This window comes from Seohaeicola sp. 4SK31 (genome assembly GCF_028802875.1).
In the GTDB taxonomy this organism is placed as follows: domain Bacteria; phylum Pseudomonadota; class Alphaproteobacteria; order Rhodobacterales; family Rhodobacteraceae; genus Seohaeicola.
In genome coordinates this window covers 31,232-43,881 of sequence record NZ_JARAMP010000009.1, presented here as the reverse complement: position 1 = coordinate 43,881, position 12,650 = coordinate 31,232, and the positions used below count along the sequence as shown (strand labels likewise).

Sequence of the window (12,650 nt, the reverse complement as noted above, 5' to 3'; positions counted from 1 at the left end):
CGGGGGCAAGCCCCTATGTCTGGGGCAACGCAATAGCCAAGGTGATCCCATGTTCCAGCTGAAATTCCCCGTTCGTGACGCCAATGCCGGCCGTGGAGCCAAGGATCTGGGTGATCTGCCGGAATGGGATCTGTCGGATCTTTACACCTCCGAGGACGCGCCGGAATTGAAGCGTGATCTGGACTGGCTGGAGCAGGCCTGCGCCAGTTTCGCGGCGGATTACGAGGGCAAACTGGCCACGCTGGATGCCAAGGGGATGCTGGATTGCGTGCTGCGCAACGAGCGGATCTCAAGCGTGGCGGGGCGGATCATGTCCTTTGCGGGCCTGCGCTATTACCAGATGACGATTGACGCCACCCGCGCCAAGTTCATGTCGGATTGTCAGGAAAAGATCACCAATTTCACCACGCCTTTGGTGTTCTTCACGCTGGAACTGAACCGGCTGGAGGATGACCATGTGGCGGCGCTGTTCGCGGCCAATGCGGAATTGGCGCGCTACAAGCCGGTGTTCGACCGCATCCGCGCCATGAAACCCTATCAGCTGTCGGATGAGCTGGAGAAGTTCCTGCACGATCTGGGCGTTGTGGGCGACGCATGGGAGCGGCTGTTTGACGAGACCATCGCGGGGCTTGGCTTCGAGGTGGATGGCGAGCCGCTGAACATCGAAGGCACGCTGAACCTGCTGACCGATCATGACCGCGCAAGGCGCGAGGCTGCGGCGCAGGAATTGGCGCGTGTCTTTGGCATGAATATCAAGACCTTCGCCCGCGTGCACAATACGCAGGCCAAGGAAAAGGAAGTGCTGGATCGCTGGCGCGGCATGCCTACGCCGCAGACCGGACGGCATCTGAGCAACGATGTTGAACCCGAAGTGGTCGAGGCGCTGCGCAATGCGGTGGTGGCCGCCTATCCACGCCTGAGCCATCGGTATTATGAATTGAAGCGCAAATGGCTGGGGCTGGACCGGATGCAGGTCTGGGATCGCAACGCGCCTTTGCCGCTGGACCCGCCCAAGACCGTGGACTGGCCCACGGCGCGCGGCATGGTGATGGACGCCTATGCGGGCTTTGATCCGCGCATGGCCGATCTGGCCGCGCCGTTCTTTGACAAGGGCTGGATCGATGCGGGTGTGAAGCCGGGCAAGGCGCCGGGGGCCTTTGCCCATCCGACCGTGACCGAGGTGCATCCTTACGTGATGCTGAACTACCTGGGCAAACCACGCGATGTGATGACGTTGGCGCATGAACTGGGCCATGGCGTGCATCAGGTGCTGGCGGCGGGTCAGGGCGAGATGCTATCATCGACCCCGCTGACGCTGGCCGAAACGGCAAGCGTGTTCGGCGAGATGCTGACCTTCCGCAAGATGCTGGAGGGGGCCAAGACGCAGAACGAGCGCAAGACCCTGCTGGCGGGCAAGGTCGAGGACATGATCAACACGGTCGTGCGGCAGATCGCGTTTTATGATTTCGAATGCAAGCTGCACGCGGCGCGGCGTGGCGGGGAGTTGACGCCCGATGACATCAACGATCTGTGGATGAGCGTGCAAGCCGAAAGCCTTGGGCCGGCGTTTGACTTCATGGATGGCTATGAAACCTTCTGGGCCTATATCCCGCATTTCGTCCATTCGCCCTTCTATGTCTATGCCTATGCCTTTGGCGACGGCCTCGTGAACGCGCTTTATGCGGTTTATGAGGAGAACCCGGATGGCTTTCAGGACAAGTATTTCGACATGCTCAAGGCGGGCGGGTCCAAGCATCACAAGGAGTTGCTGGCCCCCTTCGGCCTTGATGCGTCGGACCCGGCCTTCTGGGACAAGGGTCTGTCGATGATCGAGGGCATGATTGATGAGCTGGAGGCGATGGAGGGGTGAGCGTCACGCTCGGCCCCCTCAGCCTTGCCGACCGTGACCGTGTGGCGCATCTGACGGTGCATCCGGACCAGCGGCGCTTTGCCGGGACGGTAGCCGAGGCTTTCGATGCCCCGCAGGAGGGCGTCGATTTCCATGCGATGCTGGTCGAAGGTCAGCCGGTCGGTTTTTTCAAGATCGACCGGACCTATCCCGCACTCCATGGCTTTGCCGAAGCGGGCGATCTGGGATTGCGCGCGGTGATCGTGGATGCGGCGCGGCAGGGACAGGGGATCGGCACGGCGGCAATGCGTGCCCTGCCCGCCTATCTGCGCGGTCTATATCCACAGGCGCGCCGCCTTTGGCTGACCGTGAACCTGCAAAACCCTGCGGCTATCGCCAGTTACCGAAAGGGCGGGTTTCAGGATACGGGTGCGATCTGGCCCCACGGCGGCGCGGGGCCGCAGCATATCATGCGGTTGTCGCTGGAAAGCTGACCGCGCCCTTGATCGTTCCGCAAATACTCAGGGGCGCTCGCCCCCTACTTCAACTGGCTGTCTTTTGACCCACGCCGGTTGATGCCGCCGCGCTGCGCTTGGGCACTTTGGCGTTCCTGCTGGCAGTCGATGCAGAGTTTGACGCCCGGAATCGCGGCGCGCCGTGCCTCGGGGATGGGTTCCTCGCAATCGGCGCAATGGGTGAGGCTTTCGCCCACCGGCGCGCGGCGGGCTTTCAGGCATGCGAGTTCGTCCTGAATCGAGGCTTCGATCTGTTCGTTTACCGCGCCGTCGCGCGCCCATCCGCCTGCCATGATCCGGTCCTTTCCTGCATCACGCAAAACGGCACCAGCCTAGAAGGCCGGTGCCGCCGGTTTCAAGCCTTGAATTGATCAGGCTGTTTCCAGCATACCCTTGGCCATGGCCAGTTCGCGCATCCGCTTTTGCAGCTTCTCGAACGCCCGCACCTCGATCTGGCGGATTCGTTCGCGGCTGACGTCGTATTGCGCGCTCAGATCCTCGAGCGTGACAGTCTCTTCGGCCAGACGGCGCTGGGTCAGGATGTCCCGTTCGCGTTCGTTCAGCACATCCATCGCCTGCACCAGAAGGGCGCGGCGGGCTTCCATCTCGTCCCGTTCGGCATAATCGGTGGCCTGATCCGCATCTTCATCCTCAAGCCAGTCCTGCCATTGCATGGACCCTTCGCCCTCGGAGCCGATGGTGGCATTCAGCGAGGCATCGCCACCTGAGAGGCGGCGGTTCATGCTGATCACCTCATCCTCGGTGACGCCCAGATCCGTCGCGATCTGCTTGACGTTCTCGGGACGCAGGTCGCCTTCTTCCAATGCGCCGATCTTGGCCTTGGCCTTGCGCAGGTTAAAGAACAGTTTCTTCTGCGCCGAGGTCGTGCCCAGCTTCACAAGAGACCACGAGCGCAGGATATATTCCTGGATCGAGGCGCGGATCCACCACATTGCATAGGTCGCAAGGCGGAAGCCCTTTTCAGGGTCGAACCGCTTGACCGCCTGCATCAGGCCGACATTCGCCTCGGAGATCACCTCGGCCTGCGGCAGGCCATAGCCGCGATAGCCCATCGCGATCTTGGCGGCCAGACGCAGGTGGCTTGTCACCATCCGGTGCGCGGCCTCTGTGTCCTGCTCTTCGACCCAGCGCTTGGCCAGCATATATTCCTCTTCCGGCTCCAGAAGCGGGAACTTCCGGATCTCCTGCATATAGCGGTTCAGACCGCCTTCGGGCGTCGGTGCCGGAAGATTTGCATAGTTGCTCATTGACTCCGTCCCTTTCCACTTGGGGTCCCCGTTAAGTTAAGGGGATTAACATCGCATTTATGCTGCGCTCCGGGGGCTTTCAAGCCTTGTGAAGCGAAATGTTTAACGAACCATATCCGATTATCCGTCGCTACGGACAGCCTGTGTCATGAAATGTAACGTCGATGTGCACGCCTGTGTTCCGTGCTTGAGCAGGTTTTTCGCAGGATCTGGCCCTGAACGGTTCTGTTGCGGGTGGGTTCAGCCCTGAAGCAGCGCAATCAAGGCCGTCATATCTTGCGGAACATCGGCCTCAAAGCGCAATGATTCACCGCTGACAGGGTGAATGAAGCCCAGAACTTGTGCGTGTAGCGCCTGTCGCGGAAAATCACGCACGGCCGCGTCGGCCATGTCGCTGATCGCCCCGCGCGCCAGTTTGCGCCGCCCGCCATAGGTCGGGTCGCCCACCAGCGCGTGACCGGCATGGGCCATATGGACGCGGATCTGATGGGTGCGTCCGGTTTCCAGCCAGCATTCCACCAGCGAGACCACGGGCGGGGTCCCGAAACTGTCAACGATGCGGGCCCGTGTGACGGCGTGGCGACCACCCTGAAAGAGCACCGCCTGCCGCTGCCGGTCGGTTTTGTGGCGGGCCAGTTGGGTGGTGACCTTGAGGATATTGCCCGGCTCGAAACTGACGCCGCGCACGCCACGCAGGCGCGGATCATTGGCATCGGGCACGCCATAGACCACGGCCTTGTAATAACGCTCGACTGTATGTTTCTCGAATTGGGCGGCGAGGCCGTGATGGGCGCGGTCGGTCTTGGCCACCACCAGCAGGCCCGACGTGTCCTTGTCGATCCGGTGCACGATGCCGGGGCGTTTCATGCCGCCCACGCCCGACAGATCATCGCCGCAATGGGCCAGAAGCGCATTGACCAGCGTGCCCGAGGGCGAGCCGGGCGCGGGATGCACCACCATCCCGGCGGGTTTGTCGATCACGATCAGGTCGTCATCTTCGAACACCACGGACAGGGGGATGGATTCGGGGCCGATATGGCTGTCCTCGGCCAGAGGCACGGTGATTTCGACCAGATCTCCGGCTGCCACGCGGGCTTTGGGGTCGGTTGCGACCTGCCCATTGAGCATGACATGACCATCGGCGATCAGCCGTGTCAGACGGGTGCGCGAGAGGCTTGCATCATCTGGCACATCACGTGAAAGCGCCTTATCAAGGCGGGGCGGCGGGTCGTCACTGATCCGGACAGAAAGGCGATCCTGAGCCATGAATGATCAATCCAATCTGCCCGAGCCGGGCAATCTGCGGTTTCTGCGGCTGTTGGTGACGGGACTGACCGCCACGATGGTTGCGGGGCTTCTAGTGCTGATCGTGCTGTTTGTCACCCGCTTCCCGACCGCCCCTGCCCCTTTGCCCGAAGTGATCACGCTGCCCGATGGAACGCGGGCACAGGCGTTCACGGCGACGCCGAACTGGTATGCGGTTGTGACGACCGATGACCGCATCCTGATCTATGATCGTGCGGATGGCGCATTGCGGCAGGAGATTACCGTTCAGGCGGAATAGGTTATCTGTTGTCAGGGGAAGGATGGTACCACCTCCCCGGCTCGAACGGGGGACCTCTTGATCCACAATCAAGCGCTCTAACCAACTGAGCTAAGGCGGCACTGCGGGGGATTTACCCCCAAGCCCCGATGATTGCAAGCCCGTCAGAGATCAATTTTCCAGCTTTGCTCGACCAGATCGCGGCCGAAGGAATGCACCGGTTTCGATGCGGTCAGCCGCCAGCCATTGGCGGCATAGAGCGCGCAGGCGGCCTTGTGGCTTTCATGGGTCCACAGTTCCATGCGCCGATATCCGGCGGCGCGGGCGAAATCCATGCAATGGGTCAGCATCCGCTGGCCCAGCCCCTGCCCGCGCATCTGCGGTTCCAGCAAAAAGAGGCGCAGCTTGGCGGTTTGGTCGTCCAGTTGCACGCAGAAGATGCTGCCCATGGGGCGGCCCTCAACCTCGGCGATCCAGCCCGCCTCGCGCGTGGGATCGTGATCCGCGATGAAATCGGCAAGGATTCCGGCGACCAGCGGGCCGAAGGTTTCGTCAAACCCGTCATATTCGGCATAGAGCGCGCCGTGGCGCGCGGCCAGCCATGGCGCGTCAGAGGGTGTGAAGAGGCGGAAGACGGCATCACGCATGGGGCGATATGAGCCTGCCCGCGCTTGCCAATCAAGGGTGAAACCGATAGCAGATTGGCCAATCAGCGGAGACCGGATCATGGGCATCAACAGCGAACGCGATATCGAGGCGAACCTTCAGATCGGCCCGACCGAATTGGGCATGGTGCGGATCTTCGTGGAATCGCAGGGCATCGAGGTGCCGATGGATTTCGATCCCGAAGAGGCCGAAGAGATCGCGGAAGAGATCATGGCCGCCGCTGCCGCCGCGCGTCTGGTCAAGAAGTAGGCCGTATCCGGCCTAGAACGCCCCTCGGGCATCGGGATCGCGCAGCAGGTGCAGGCGTTGCGCCGCGTGGCGCGCGAACATCTGCGTCAGCTTGCGCCGCCGCGCCGGGGCCAGCGGAGTGTCAGGGGCCATGCGGATGATTTCGGCGTCATAGGGATCGGACAGGATCAACCCGCTATCATCGGGCAGCAGGTCCACGGGGAAATCCGCATCCACCGCCCAGAAAAAACGGTCACACCACTCCAGATAGCCCCGCCATTTCGCATCCCCCATGAAGTCGGCGCGGCAGGATTTGCATTCGACCACCCAGATCTCGCCCGTCGGGGTCAGGCCGATCAGATCGACGCGCAGACCGCGTGCGGGCACGAATTCCTCGAGCGTGACGATGCCATGGCCCAGCAGATGACGGGCGACACCACGGGCCAGAAGGCGGCCGTGCTGGGTCAGTGAGGGGATCGGATCGCTCATGCCGCCAGATTTGAACAGAACAGGAACATTTGCAACCCCTTGCCGAAGGGGGGCAGAGTGCCTAACTGTTGCTGTGGCGGGTGCTGCTCTTCACGTGAACGGTTACATTCCAGTGGCCTTAAACACTTCCGAGGGAGTTGGCTCTGATCTGACCCTGGTCTGATTACCTGACGCCCACCTGTACACACAGGCTCTCGGGAATGCGTCAACCACACGGCCGCTGCGGGCCCGCCACTTTCCTGCACTGATACAGACTGTTACCGTTTTTTTTCGGACCCTCTGCGGGAGATGAAAAAAGGGGCCGGAAGGCCCCTTCATCGCAGGATATCCGACAGGATCAGCGGCGCGGGCCGCGCCCAGCCTTGGCGGCGACACGCACGGGGATCATGCGGGACGTATCCACATGGATCGGACGACGGGGACCGCCGCGCGGTTCATCGTCGTCATCGTCCTTGATCCGCATCACCGAGATCGCGAATTGGACACCGCCGAAGACCACGCCATTCGAGACCCAAAGCACGAGAACCGCCAGAAAGCCCATGTCGGAATGGGTGACCAGATGCCACAGATTCGCGATGTTGAACCACAGCAGCATGCCGACGAAGACGCCTGCAAGGCCGAAGCCGATGGCGGCCTGGGTGATGTAAAGGCGTATGAGTTTGGGCATGATGACCTCGCTGTTCCGCTGTTCTTGAATGTAACCCGAATTGTCGCTCTCACAAGGGGGCATCTGGATAGCAGGCCGTTCACCGCCTGAAAATCACCCTCTTTGCCAGATCTTCTGCACCTTCACGGGCGTGTCATGGGGCATCGGCGCGAAATAATCGCCCTTCCGCCTTGTGATCCGACCCGTCTGCGATAGAATCGTTCACGACAGATCCAACGGGTGAAAGCGCGCGAGATGGCCACGGCACATGATATCGAGGACCTGATCGCCCGCGTGGCCTTGGGCGACAGAGCGGCCTTTTCAAAGCTTTATGACAATACGAGCGCGAAACTCTTTGGTGTGGTCCTGCGTGTCTTGAATGACAGGGCCAGCGCGGAGGATGCCGTGCAGGATGCCTATATGAAGATATGGCGCCATGCCGGACGGTATAGCGCGAATGGAATGAGTCCCATGACCTGGATGATCACGATCGCCCGCAACACCGCCATCGACCGGCTGCGCCAGACCCGCGCCACAGTCGATCTGGACCATGTGGCCGAACATCTGACCGCCCCCGGCCCCAACCCCGAGCAAAGCGCGGTTGCGGCCGGCGAGGCGCGGCGCATCGCCGCCTGTCTGGACGAGCTGGAACAGGATCGCGGGGCCGCCGTGCGCGGGGCCTATCTGGAGGGGCAGAGCTATGCCGATCTGGCCGCGCGGTTCAACGTGCCGCTGAACACGATGCGGACATGGCTGCGGCGCAGTCTGCAATCCTTGCAGGAGTGCATGGCGCGATGAGCGAAGTGACCCCCGACACCCCGCGCGAGGATGACAGCCTGCTGGCGGCGGAATATGTGCTGCGTCTGCTTGACCCGGCAGAAGAGGCGCGCGTGGCCGCGCGTCTGGCGCGCGAGCCCGCTTTGGCCGCGGCGGTGGCGGCATGGACCGCACGGCTGTCCGGTCTGGATGCGGAGGTGGTCGAGGCGACGCCCCGAGCCGCCGTGAAGGTCGATCTGGAACGCAGGTTGTTCGGTCTGCCGCAGCGCGCGCCATTCTGGCAGCGGGCGGGGCTGTGGCAGGCGGTGAGCCTCGCCTCGTTGGCGGTGGCGGGTTTCCTTGCGGTGCAATCGCTGCAACTGCCCGAAGGCCCCGCCCGCGCGCCGCTCTTTGTCAGTGAGATCGCGGCCGAGGATCAGAGCCTGCGTCTGCTGGCGGTCTATGACAGCGCGGCGGCCGAGTTGCGCGTGACCCGCACGGCGGGAGATGCGGCGGAGGGTCGGGTGTTGCAACTCTGGGCGATTGCCGGGGATGCGCCCCCCGTGTCGCTGGGCGTGCTGCCGTCGGACGCGACGACGGCCGTGATCCTGCCCGATGCGCTGCGCGCCGGGGTGGCTGATCTGGTGCTGGCGGTATCGGACGAGCCGCCGGGCGGGTCGCCCACCGGCTTGCCGACCGGAGCGGTGCTGGCGGTCGGACAGGTGAACGCGCTGTAAGGGCGTGTTGCCGCTTTTTGCGGCATGGTGCGGGGTGGCGGGGTAGAGCAGCCACCTGCCCCATTGACGCCAAGGCCCCGCGCGGTCCTTGTGGCAGGGTTGCCCTGACAGGAGGATCCGCCATGCCTTTGCCCATGTTCCATATGATCGACGCCGCGCCGCAGCCCGTGGCGACCTTTTCCCATGCCACCGAGATCGACGGCTGGGTCTTTCTGACCGGGCAGATGCCCACATGGCCGGGCGAGCCGGACCGCCCCCTGCCCGACGGGGTCGAGGCGCAGACGGCCCGCGTGATGGACAATCTGGTGCTGGTGCTGGAGGGCCTGGGGCTTGGGCTGGCCCATGTGGTGCAGGCGCGGGTCTATCTGACACAATTCGAGCGCGACTATGCGCCGATGAATGCGGTCTACAGATCCTATTTCGCGGAGGGCAAGCTGCCCGCGCGCACCTGTATAGGGGTGACCGCGCTGGCGGTGGGGGCCTTGGTCGAGATCGATCTGGTGGCGCGGCGCCCCTGAACGGGGCGGTTCAGCGCGCCAGAAGTGCCGCTGCCCCTTCTGCAAGGTGTCGGGTCAGTTCAGCCGCCGCCATCGGCTGGCACAACCCGGCGGATTGCCCCGACCAGAGCGGCATGAAGTCGCCCGATCCCTGCGGTTCCGTCGCGGCGCGCAGCGGGGCCAGCGCGCCACCGGCCAAGGGAAAGGCGGGGGCTGTGGGCGAGAGATAGGCCAGATCGCGCATCACGCGGTTGACCACGCTGCGCGCCGGGCGACCGGTGAAGATATTGGTAAGCGCGGTGTCCTGCGCCGCATCCTCGGACAGCGCCTTGCGGTGAGGCGGGCTGATCGTCGCCTCGGGGCAGAAGAGATAGGCAGTGCCGATCTGCACGGCGGAGGCCCCCAGCATGGCTGCCGCCGCAATGCCGCGCCAGTCGCCTATGCCGCCCGCCGCAATGATCGGGCAGCGCACCGCATCCACTATCTGTGGCACAAGCGACAGCGTGCCGATCTGGGTGGCCGTATCGTCGGTCAGGAACATGCCGCGATGGCCACCCGCCTCAAGCCCCTGCGCGATGATGGCGTCAACGCCGCGCGCCGCAAGCCAGCGCGCCTCGGACACGGTGGTGGCGGAGGAGAGGACACAGGCGCCTGTCGCCTTGACCCTCTCCAGCAGGTCAGGCATGGGCAGGCCGAAATGGAAGCTGACCACTTCGGGGCGCAGCTCTTCGACCAGCCCGCAGAGCGTGGCGTCAAAGGGGGCGCGGCTGGTGGGCGGCACAGGGAGGGCGGGATCAAGCCCCATCTCGCGGTAATAGGGCGCAAGCCGTGCCTGCCATGCGGCCAGACCGGCGGGATCGGGCACGGGTGCCGTGTGGCAGAAGAAATTCAGGTTCAAGGGCGCGTCGATCCGGGCGCGGAAGGCGGCGACCTCTTCGCGGATGCGGTCGGGCGTCAGCATGGCGCAGGGCAAGGCCCCCAGCCCACCGGCCTGCGCCACGGCCACGGCCAGACGGTGATCCCCGGCCCCGGCCATCGGCGCTTGCAGGATCGGCAGGGCGATGCCCAGCCTGGTCAGGAGTTTGTCATCCGCCCACATCCGCGCGCCCTTCCCGTTGCCGCTCTTGCTGCATCCTGACGGATTACATGGACAAGGGAAAGACCCGCAGGGATCGGGTCAGAACGCCTCGGGGCGCGCCTCGCGGGCCATGTGGTCCAGCACGGCATTGACGAAGCTGGGTTCTTTCGTTTCCGGAAAGAAGGCGCGGGCCACGTCCACATATTCGGTGATGATCACGCGGGGGGGCGTGTCGCTTTGCACCATTTCGGCCCCGGCCGCGCGGAACAGGGCGCGCAGGACCGGGTCGATGCGGGCGATTGGCCATTTCGCCACCAGCGCGCGGTCGGTCATCTGGTCGATCTTGGCCTGCCAGTTCACCGCATCCTCAAGGATCTTGCGGAACAGGTCGATATCGCCATCGACCATTTCCTCGCCTTCATAGGTGGCGCCGAAACGGTGGTCGAGGAATTCGCGCCGCACCACCTCGACCGTCTGGGCGGAATGTTCCATCTGGAACAGCGCCTGCACGGCATAGAGCCGCGAGGCCGAGCGCATCTTGCGTTTCTCGTTGCCCGAAAGGGTCCGGGGTTTGGCGGTGTCGTCGATCATGCGGAGGGTGTGCCTTTGGTGGAACCGGCCAGACGGTAATCATCCGAGGCGGGTTTGAACCCGACCCCTTTGCTGGCCGTGCCCCACTTACGGGCGAGCGCCACCAGATGCAAGGCCGCAGCGGCGGCGCCGCCGCCCTTGTTCTGACCGGCGGGATCGGCGCGCACTTCGGCCTGCGGGCGGTTCTCGACCGTCAGGATGCCGTTGCCGATGCACAGGCCCTGAAGCCCCAACAGGCTGATCGCGCGGCTGCTGTCATTGCAGACCGTGTCGTAATGGGTGGTTTCCCCCCGGATCACGCAGCCCAAGGCCACATAGCCGTCGAAATTGCTCAGGCGTTCCGCGATGCCGATGGCGGTGGGCAGTTCCAGCGCGCCGGGCACCTCGACCAGATCCCATGTGCCGCCTGCGGCCTCGATCTCGGCCTTGGCACCGGCCACGAGGTTGTCGGCGATGTCCTTGTAATAGGGGGCGACGACGATCAGGATCTTGACCGGCTTGTCGAATGCGGCGCGCGGCAGGGTGTAATGCGTCTCATGTCCGGCCATATCAGTGCCCTTCCGTGATCTTGCGGGTGCCGGTGATTTCCAGACCGTAAGCCTCAAGCCCGACGATCCGGGGCGTGGGAGAGTTGGTCAGAAGTTCCAGTCTGGACAGGCCCAAGGAGGAGAGGATCTGCGCACCAAGCCCGTATTGACGCAGGGTCTGGGGGCTGACCTCGGCCCCGGTCGCCAGCTTCATATGGGTGTCGCGCAGAAGGACCAGAACACCGCGCCCCTCGGCGGCGATGGTCTGCATGGAATTGGTGAACTCGAAGGCGCGCCCCTTGGGGCCCATGCCGACCATGTCCTTGAGCGGGTCCAGCGCATGCATCCGCACCAGAACCGGCGCCTCGCCAGTAATGTCGCCCTTGATCAGCACGATATGCTCGGCACCCTGGGTTTCATCCGTATAGATCCGCAGCGTCCAGTCGCCGCCGAATTCGGACTGGATCACCTCTTCCGACCGGACCTTGACCAGATTGTCATGGCGGCGGCGATAGGCGATCAGATCGCTGATCGTGCCGATCTTCAGCCCGTGTTTCTGCGCGAAACCCACCAGATCAGGCAGGCGCGCCATCGAGCCGTCCTCGTTCATGATCTCGCAGATCACGCCCGAGGGGTTGAGCCCCGCCAGACGCGCCACATCCACGGCGGCTTCGGTATGGCCCGCGCGGACCAGCACGCCGCCATCGCGGGCGCGCAGCGGAAAGACATGCCCCGGCGTGGCGATATCGGCGGCGGTTTTCCCTGCGTCGATGGCCACGGCGATGGTGCGCGCGCGGTCATGGGCGGAGATGCCGGTGCTGACGCCCTCGCGCGCCTCGATCGACACGGTAAAGGCGGTCTCGTGGCGCGACGAGTTGTAGGAGGCCATCAGCGGCAGGCCCAGCGCATCGACGCGGGCACCGGTCAGGGTCAGGCAGATCAGCCCGCGCCCATGGGTGGCCATGAAGTTCACGGCTTCGGGCGTGGCCATCTGCGCGGGGATGACCAGATCGCCCTCGTTCTCGCGGTCCTCGTGATCGACAAGGATGAACATGCGCCCGTTGCGGGCATCCTCGATGATATCCTCGATGGAACTGATCGCGTCGCGCCAGTTTTCCTCGACCGGGCCGGGTGTCTCGAAAGGGGCGCTGTCAGCCATGGGATGTCCTTTTCCTGTTGCCCCGCCAGATAGCGCAGCGCGCCCGTCTTGGCCAGAGGCAACGCGGCGACACAAGGGCGCGGGGGCCGTGCAGGGGCGCA

17 protein-coding genes and 1 tRNA gene are annotated in these 12,650 nt (G+C 64.0%); 7 read left to right on the top strand and 11 right to left on the bottom strand.

The genetic code is table 11. From position 1 onward, the window contains the following. The first annotated feature begins 49 nt into the window (after window positions 1-49). Together PVW27_RS09295 and PVW27_RS09290 are read left to right on the top strand one after the other, a co-directional pair. Complete coding sequence (locus tag PVW27_RS09295) at window positions 50-1,870, top strand: M3 family oligoendopeptidase (protein ID WP_274557096.1); 1,821 nt, start codon at window positions 50-52, stop codon at window positions 1,868-1,870. After that, entirely contained in the window at window positions 1,867-2,343 is a 477-nt protein-coding gene (locus tag PVW27_RS09290) for a GNAT family N-acetyltransferase (RefSeq protein ID WP_274557094.1), read from the top strand. Before PVW27_RS09295 ends, PVW27_RS09290 begins: the two co-directional genes overlap by 4 nt. A gap of 44 nt (window positions 2,344-2,387) precedes the next feature. Here PVW27_RS09290 and PVW27_RS09285 read toward each other — a convergent pair whose 3' ends face one another. The 3 genes from PVW27_RS09285 to PVW27_RS09275 all read right to left on the bottom strand — a co-directional run bounded on the left by PVW27_RS09285 (window position 2,388) and on the right by PVW27_RS09275 (window position 4,898). Continuing rightward, complete coding sequence (locus PVW27_RS09285) at window positions 2,388-2,657, bottom strand: DksA/TraR family C4-type zinc finger protein (RefSeq protein WP_274557093.1); 270 nt, start codon at window positions 2,655-2,657, stop codon at window positions 2,388-2,390. Window positions 2,658-2,735: 78 nt separating this feature from the next. Continuing rightward, window positions 2,736-3,632 (bottom strand): RNA polymerase sigma factor RpoH, encoded by an 897-nt coding sequence (rpoH, locus tag PVW27_RS09280; protein ID WP_274557091.1) that lies wholly within the window; start codon window positions 3,630-3,632, stop codon window positions 2,736-2,738. A 240-nt stretch (window positions 3,633-3,872) separates the two neighbouring features. Then, a complete protein-coding gene (locus PVW27_RS09275; protein WP_274557089.1) occupies window positions 3,873-4,898 on the bottom strand; it encodes an RluA family pseudouridine synthase in 1,026 nt (341 codons plus the stop codon). On the opposite strand from PVW27_RS09275, the gene PVW27_RS09270 reads away from it, so the two are divergent. Next, window positions 4,897-5,196 (top strand): DUF6476 family protein, encoded by a 300-nt coding sequence (locus PVW27_RS09270; RefSeq protein WP_274557087.1) that lies wholly within the window; start codon window positions 4,897-4,899, stop codon window positions 5,194-5,196. The genes PVW27_RS09275 and PVW27_RS09270 overlap by 2 nt on opposite strands. 23 nt (window positions 5,197-5,219) lie before the next feature. On the opposite strand, the gene PVW27_RS09265 is transcribed toward PVW27_RS09270, so the two are convergent. Beyond that, a tRNA-His gene (locus tag PVW27_RS09265) sits at window positions 5,220-5,296 on the bottom strand. Window positions 5,297-5,339: 43 nt separating this feature from the next. Then, complete coding sequence (locus PVW27_RS09260) at window positions 5,340-5,822, bottom strand: GNAT family N-acetyltransferase (protein WP_274557085.1); 483 nt, start codon at window positions 5,820-5,822, stop codon at window positions 5,340-5,342. A gap of 79 nt (window positions 5,823-5,901) precedes the next feature. On the opposite strand from PVW27_RS09260, the gene PVW27_RS09255 reads away from it, so the two are divergent. Beyond that, on the top strand, window positions 5,902-6,090 hold the full coding sequence (locus PVW27_RS09255) for a DUF6324 family protein (protein ID WP_274557083.1): 189 nt from the start codon (window positions 5,902-5,904) through the stop codon (window positions 6,088-6,090). 12 nt (window positions 6,091-6,102) lie between these two features. Here PVW27_RS09255 and PVW27_RS09250 read toward each other — a convergent pair whose 3' ends face one another. Both PVW27_RS09250 and PVW27_RS09245 read right to left on the bottom strand, forming a co-directional pair. Then, window positions 6,103-6,558, bottom strand: coding sequence for an MmcB family DNA repair protein (locus PVW27_RS09250; RefSeq protein WP_274557081.1), 456 nt, complete (start codon window positions 6,556-6,558; stop codon window positions 6,103-6,105). 337 nt (window positions 6,559-6,895) lie between these two features. Next, entirely contained in the window at window positions 6,896-7,225 is a 330-nt protein-coding gene (locus PVW27_RS09245) for a hypothetical protein (protein ID WP_274557080.1), read from the bottom strand. A gap of 234 nt (window positions 7,226-7,459) precedes the next feature. Between PVW27_RS09245 and PVW27_RS09240 the strand changes: the two genes are divergently transcribed. The 3 genes from PVW27_RS09240 to PVW27_RS09230 all read left to right on the top strand — a co-directional run bounded on the left by PVW27_RS09240 (window position 7,460) and on the right by PVW27_RS09230 (window position 9,215). Further along, window positions 7,460-8,002 (top strand): sigma-70 family RNA polymerase sigma factor, encoded by a 543-nt coding sequence (locus tag PVW27_RS09240; protein ID WP_274557078.1) that lies wholly within the window; start codon window positions 7,460-7,462, stop codon window positions 8,000-8,002. Then, entirely contained in the window at window positions 7,999-8,697 is a 699-nt protein-coding gene (locus tag PVW27_RS09235; protein WP_274557077.1) for an anti-sigma factor, read from the top strand. Before PVW27_RS09240 ends, PVW27_RS09235 begins: the two co-directional genes overlap by 4 nt. 122 nt (window positions 8,698-8,819) lie before the next feature. Next, window positions 8,820-9,215, top strand: a complete 396-nt coding sequence (locus tag PVW27_RS09230; protein WP_274557076.1) for a RidA family protein — start codon at window positions 8,820-8,822, stop codon at window positions 9,213-9,215. Between the two features lie 10 nt (window positions 9,216-9,225). Here the strand turns inward: PVW27_RS09230 and PVW27_RS09225 are convergent, their stop codons facing one another. From PVW27_RS09225 to ribB, 4 genes are all read right to left on the bottom strand, one after another. Then, window positions 9,226-10,293 (bottom strand): NAD(P)H-dependent flavin oxidoreductase, encoded by a 1,068-nt coding sequence (locus PVW27_RS09225; RefSeq protein WP_274557075.1) that lies wholly within the window; start codon window positions 10,291-10,293, stop codon window positions 9,226-9,228. A gap of 78 nt (window positions 10,294-10,371) precedes the next feature. Then, on the bottom strand, window positions 10,372-10,863 hold the full coding sequence (gene nusB, locus PVW27_RS09220; protein WP_274557073.1) for a transcription antitermination factor NusB: 492 nt from the start codon (window positions 10,861-10,863) through the stop codon (window positions 10,372-10,374). Further along, the gene (locus PVW27_RS09215; protein ID WP_274557072.1) at window positions 10,860-11,411 is read right to left on the bottom strand and encodes a 6,7-dimethyl-8-ribityllumazine synthase; all 552 of its coding nucleotides are present in this window, start codon (window positions 11,409-11,411) and stop codon (window positions 10,860-10,862) included. Before PVW27_RS09215 ends, nusB begins: the two co-directional genes overlap by 4 nt. A 1-nt stretch (window position 11,412) precedes the next feature. Beyond that, a complete protein-coding gene (ribB, locus tag PVW27_RS09210; RefSeq protein ID WP_274557070.1) occupies window positions 11,413-12,549 on the bottom strand; it encodes a 3,4-dihydroxy-2-butanone-4-phosphate synthase in 1,137 nt (378 codons plus the stop codon). Between the last annotated feature and the right edge of the window lie 101 nt (window positions 12,550-12,650).

What these genes read in the sequence shown, in the direction of transcription:
- PVW27_RS09295 (WP_274557096.1), top strand. Translation starts at nt 50, where the DNA reads ATGTTCCAGCTGAAATTCCCCGTTCGTGACGCCAATGCCGGCCGTGGA.
- PVW27_RS09285 (WP_274557093.1), bottom strand. Translation starts at nt 2,657, where the DNA reads ATGGCAGGCGGATGGGCGCGCGACGGCGCGGTAAACGAACAGATCGAA.
- rpoH (WP_274557091.1), bottom strand. Translation starts at nt 3,632, where the DNA reads ATGAGCAACTATGCAAATCTTCCGGCACCGACGCCCGAAGGCGGTCTG.
- PVW27_RS09270 (WP_274557087.1), top strand. Translation starts at nt 4,897, where the DNA reads ATGAATGATCAATCCAATCTGCCCGAGCCGGGCAATCTGCGGTTTCTG.
- PVW27_RS09275 (WP_274557089.1), bottom strand. Translation starts at nt 4,898, where the DNA reads ATGGCTCAGGATCGCCTTTCTGTCCGGATCAGTGACGACCCGCCGCCC.
- PVW27_RS09260 (WP_274557085.1), bottom strand. Translation starts at nt 5,822, where the DNA reads ATGCGTGATGCCGTCTTCCGCCTCTTCACACCCTCTGACGCGCCATGG.
- PVW27_RS09255 (WP_274557083.1), top strand. Translation starts at nt 5,902, where the DNA reads ATGGGCATCAACAGCGAACGCGATATCGAGGCGAACCTTCAGATCGGC.
- PVW27_RS09250 (WP_274557081.1), bottom strand. Translation starts at nt 6,558, where the DNA reads ATGAGCGATCCGATCCCCTCACTGACCCAGCACGGCCGCCTTCTGGCC.
- PVW27_RS09245 (WP_274557080.1), bottom strand. Translation starts at nt 7,225, where the DNA reads ATGCCCAAACTCATACGCCTTTACATCACCCAGGCCGCCATCGGCTTC.
- PVW27_RS09240 (WP_274557078.1), top strand. Translation starts at nt 7,460, where the DNA reads ATGGCCACGGCACATGATATCGAGGACCTGATCGCCCGCGTGGCCTTG.
- PVW27_RS09235 (WP_274557077.1), top strand. Translation starts at nt 7,999, where the DNA reads ATGAGCGAAGTGACCCCCGACACCCCGCGCGAGGATGACAGCCTGCTG.
- PVW27_RS09230 (WP_274557076.1), top strand. Translation starts at nt 8,820, where the DNA reads ATGCCTTTGCCCATGTTCCATATGATCGACGCCGCGCCGCAGCCCGTG.
- PVW27_RS09225 (WP_274557075.1), bottom strand. Translation starts at nt 10,293, where the DNA reads ATGTGGGCGGATGACAAACTCCTGACCAGGCTGGGCATCGCCCTGCCG.
- nusB (WP_274557073.1), bottom strand. Translation starts at nt 10,863, where the DNA reads ATGATCGACGACACCGCCAAACCCCGGACCCTTTCGGGCAACGAGAAA.
- PVW27_RS09215 (WP_274557072.1), bottom strand. Translation starts at nt 11,411, where the DNA reads ATGGCCGGACATGAGACGCATTACACCCTGCCGCGCGCCGCATTCGAC.
- ribB (WP_274557070.1), bottom strand. Translation starts at nt 12,549, where the DNA reads ATGGCTGACAGCGCCCCTTTCGAGACACCCGGCCCGGTCGAGGAAAAC.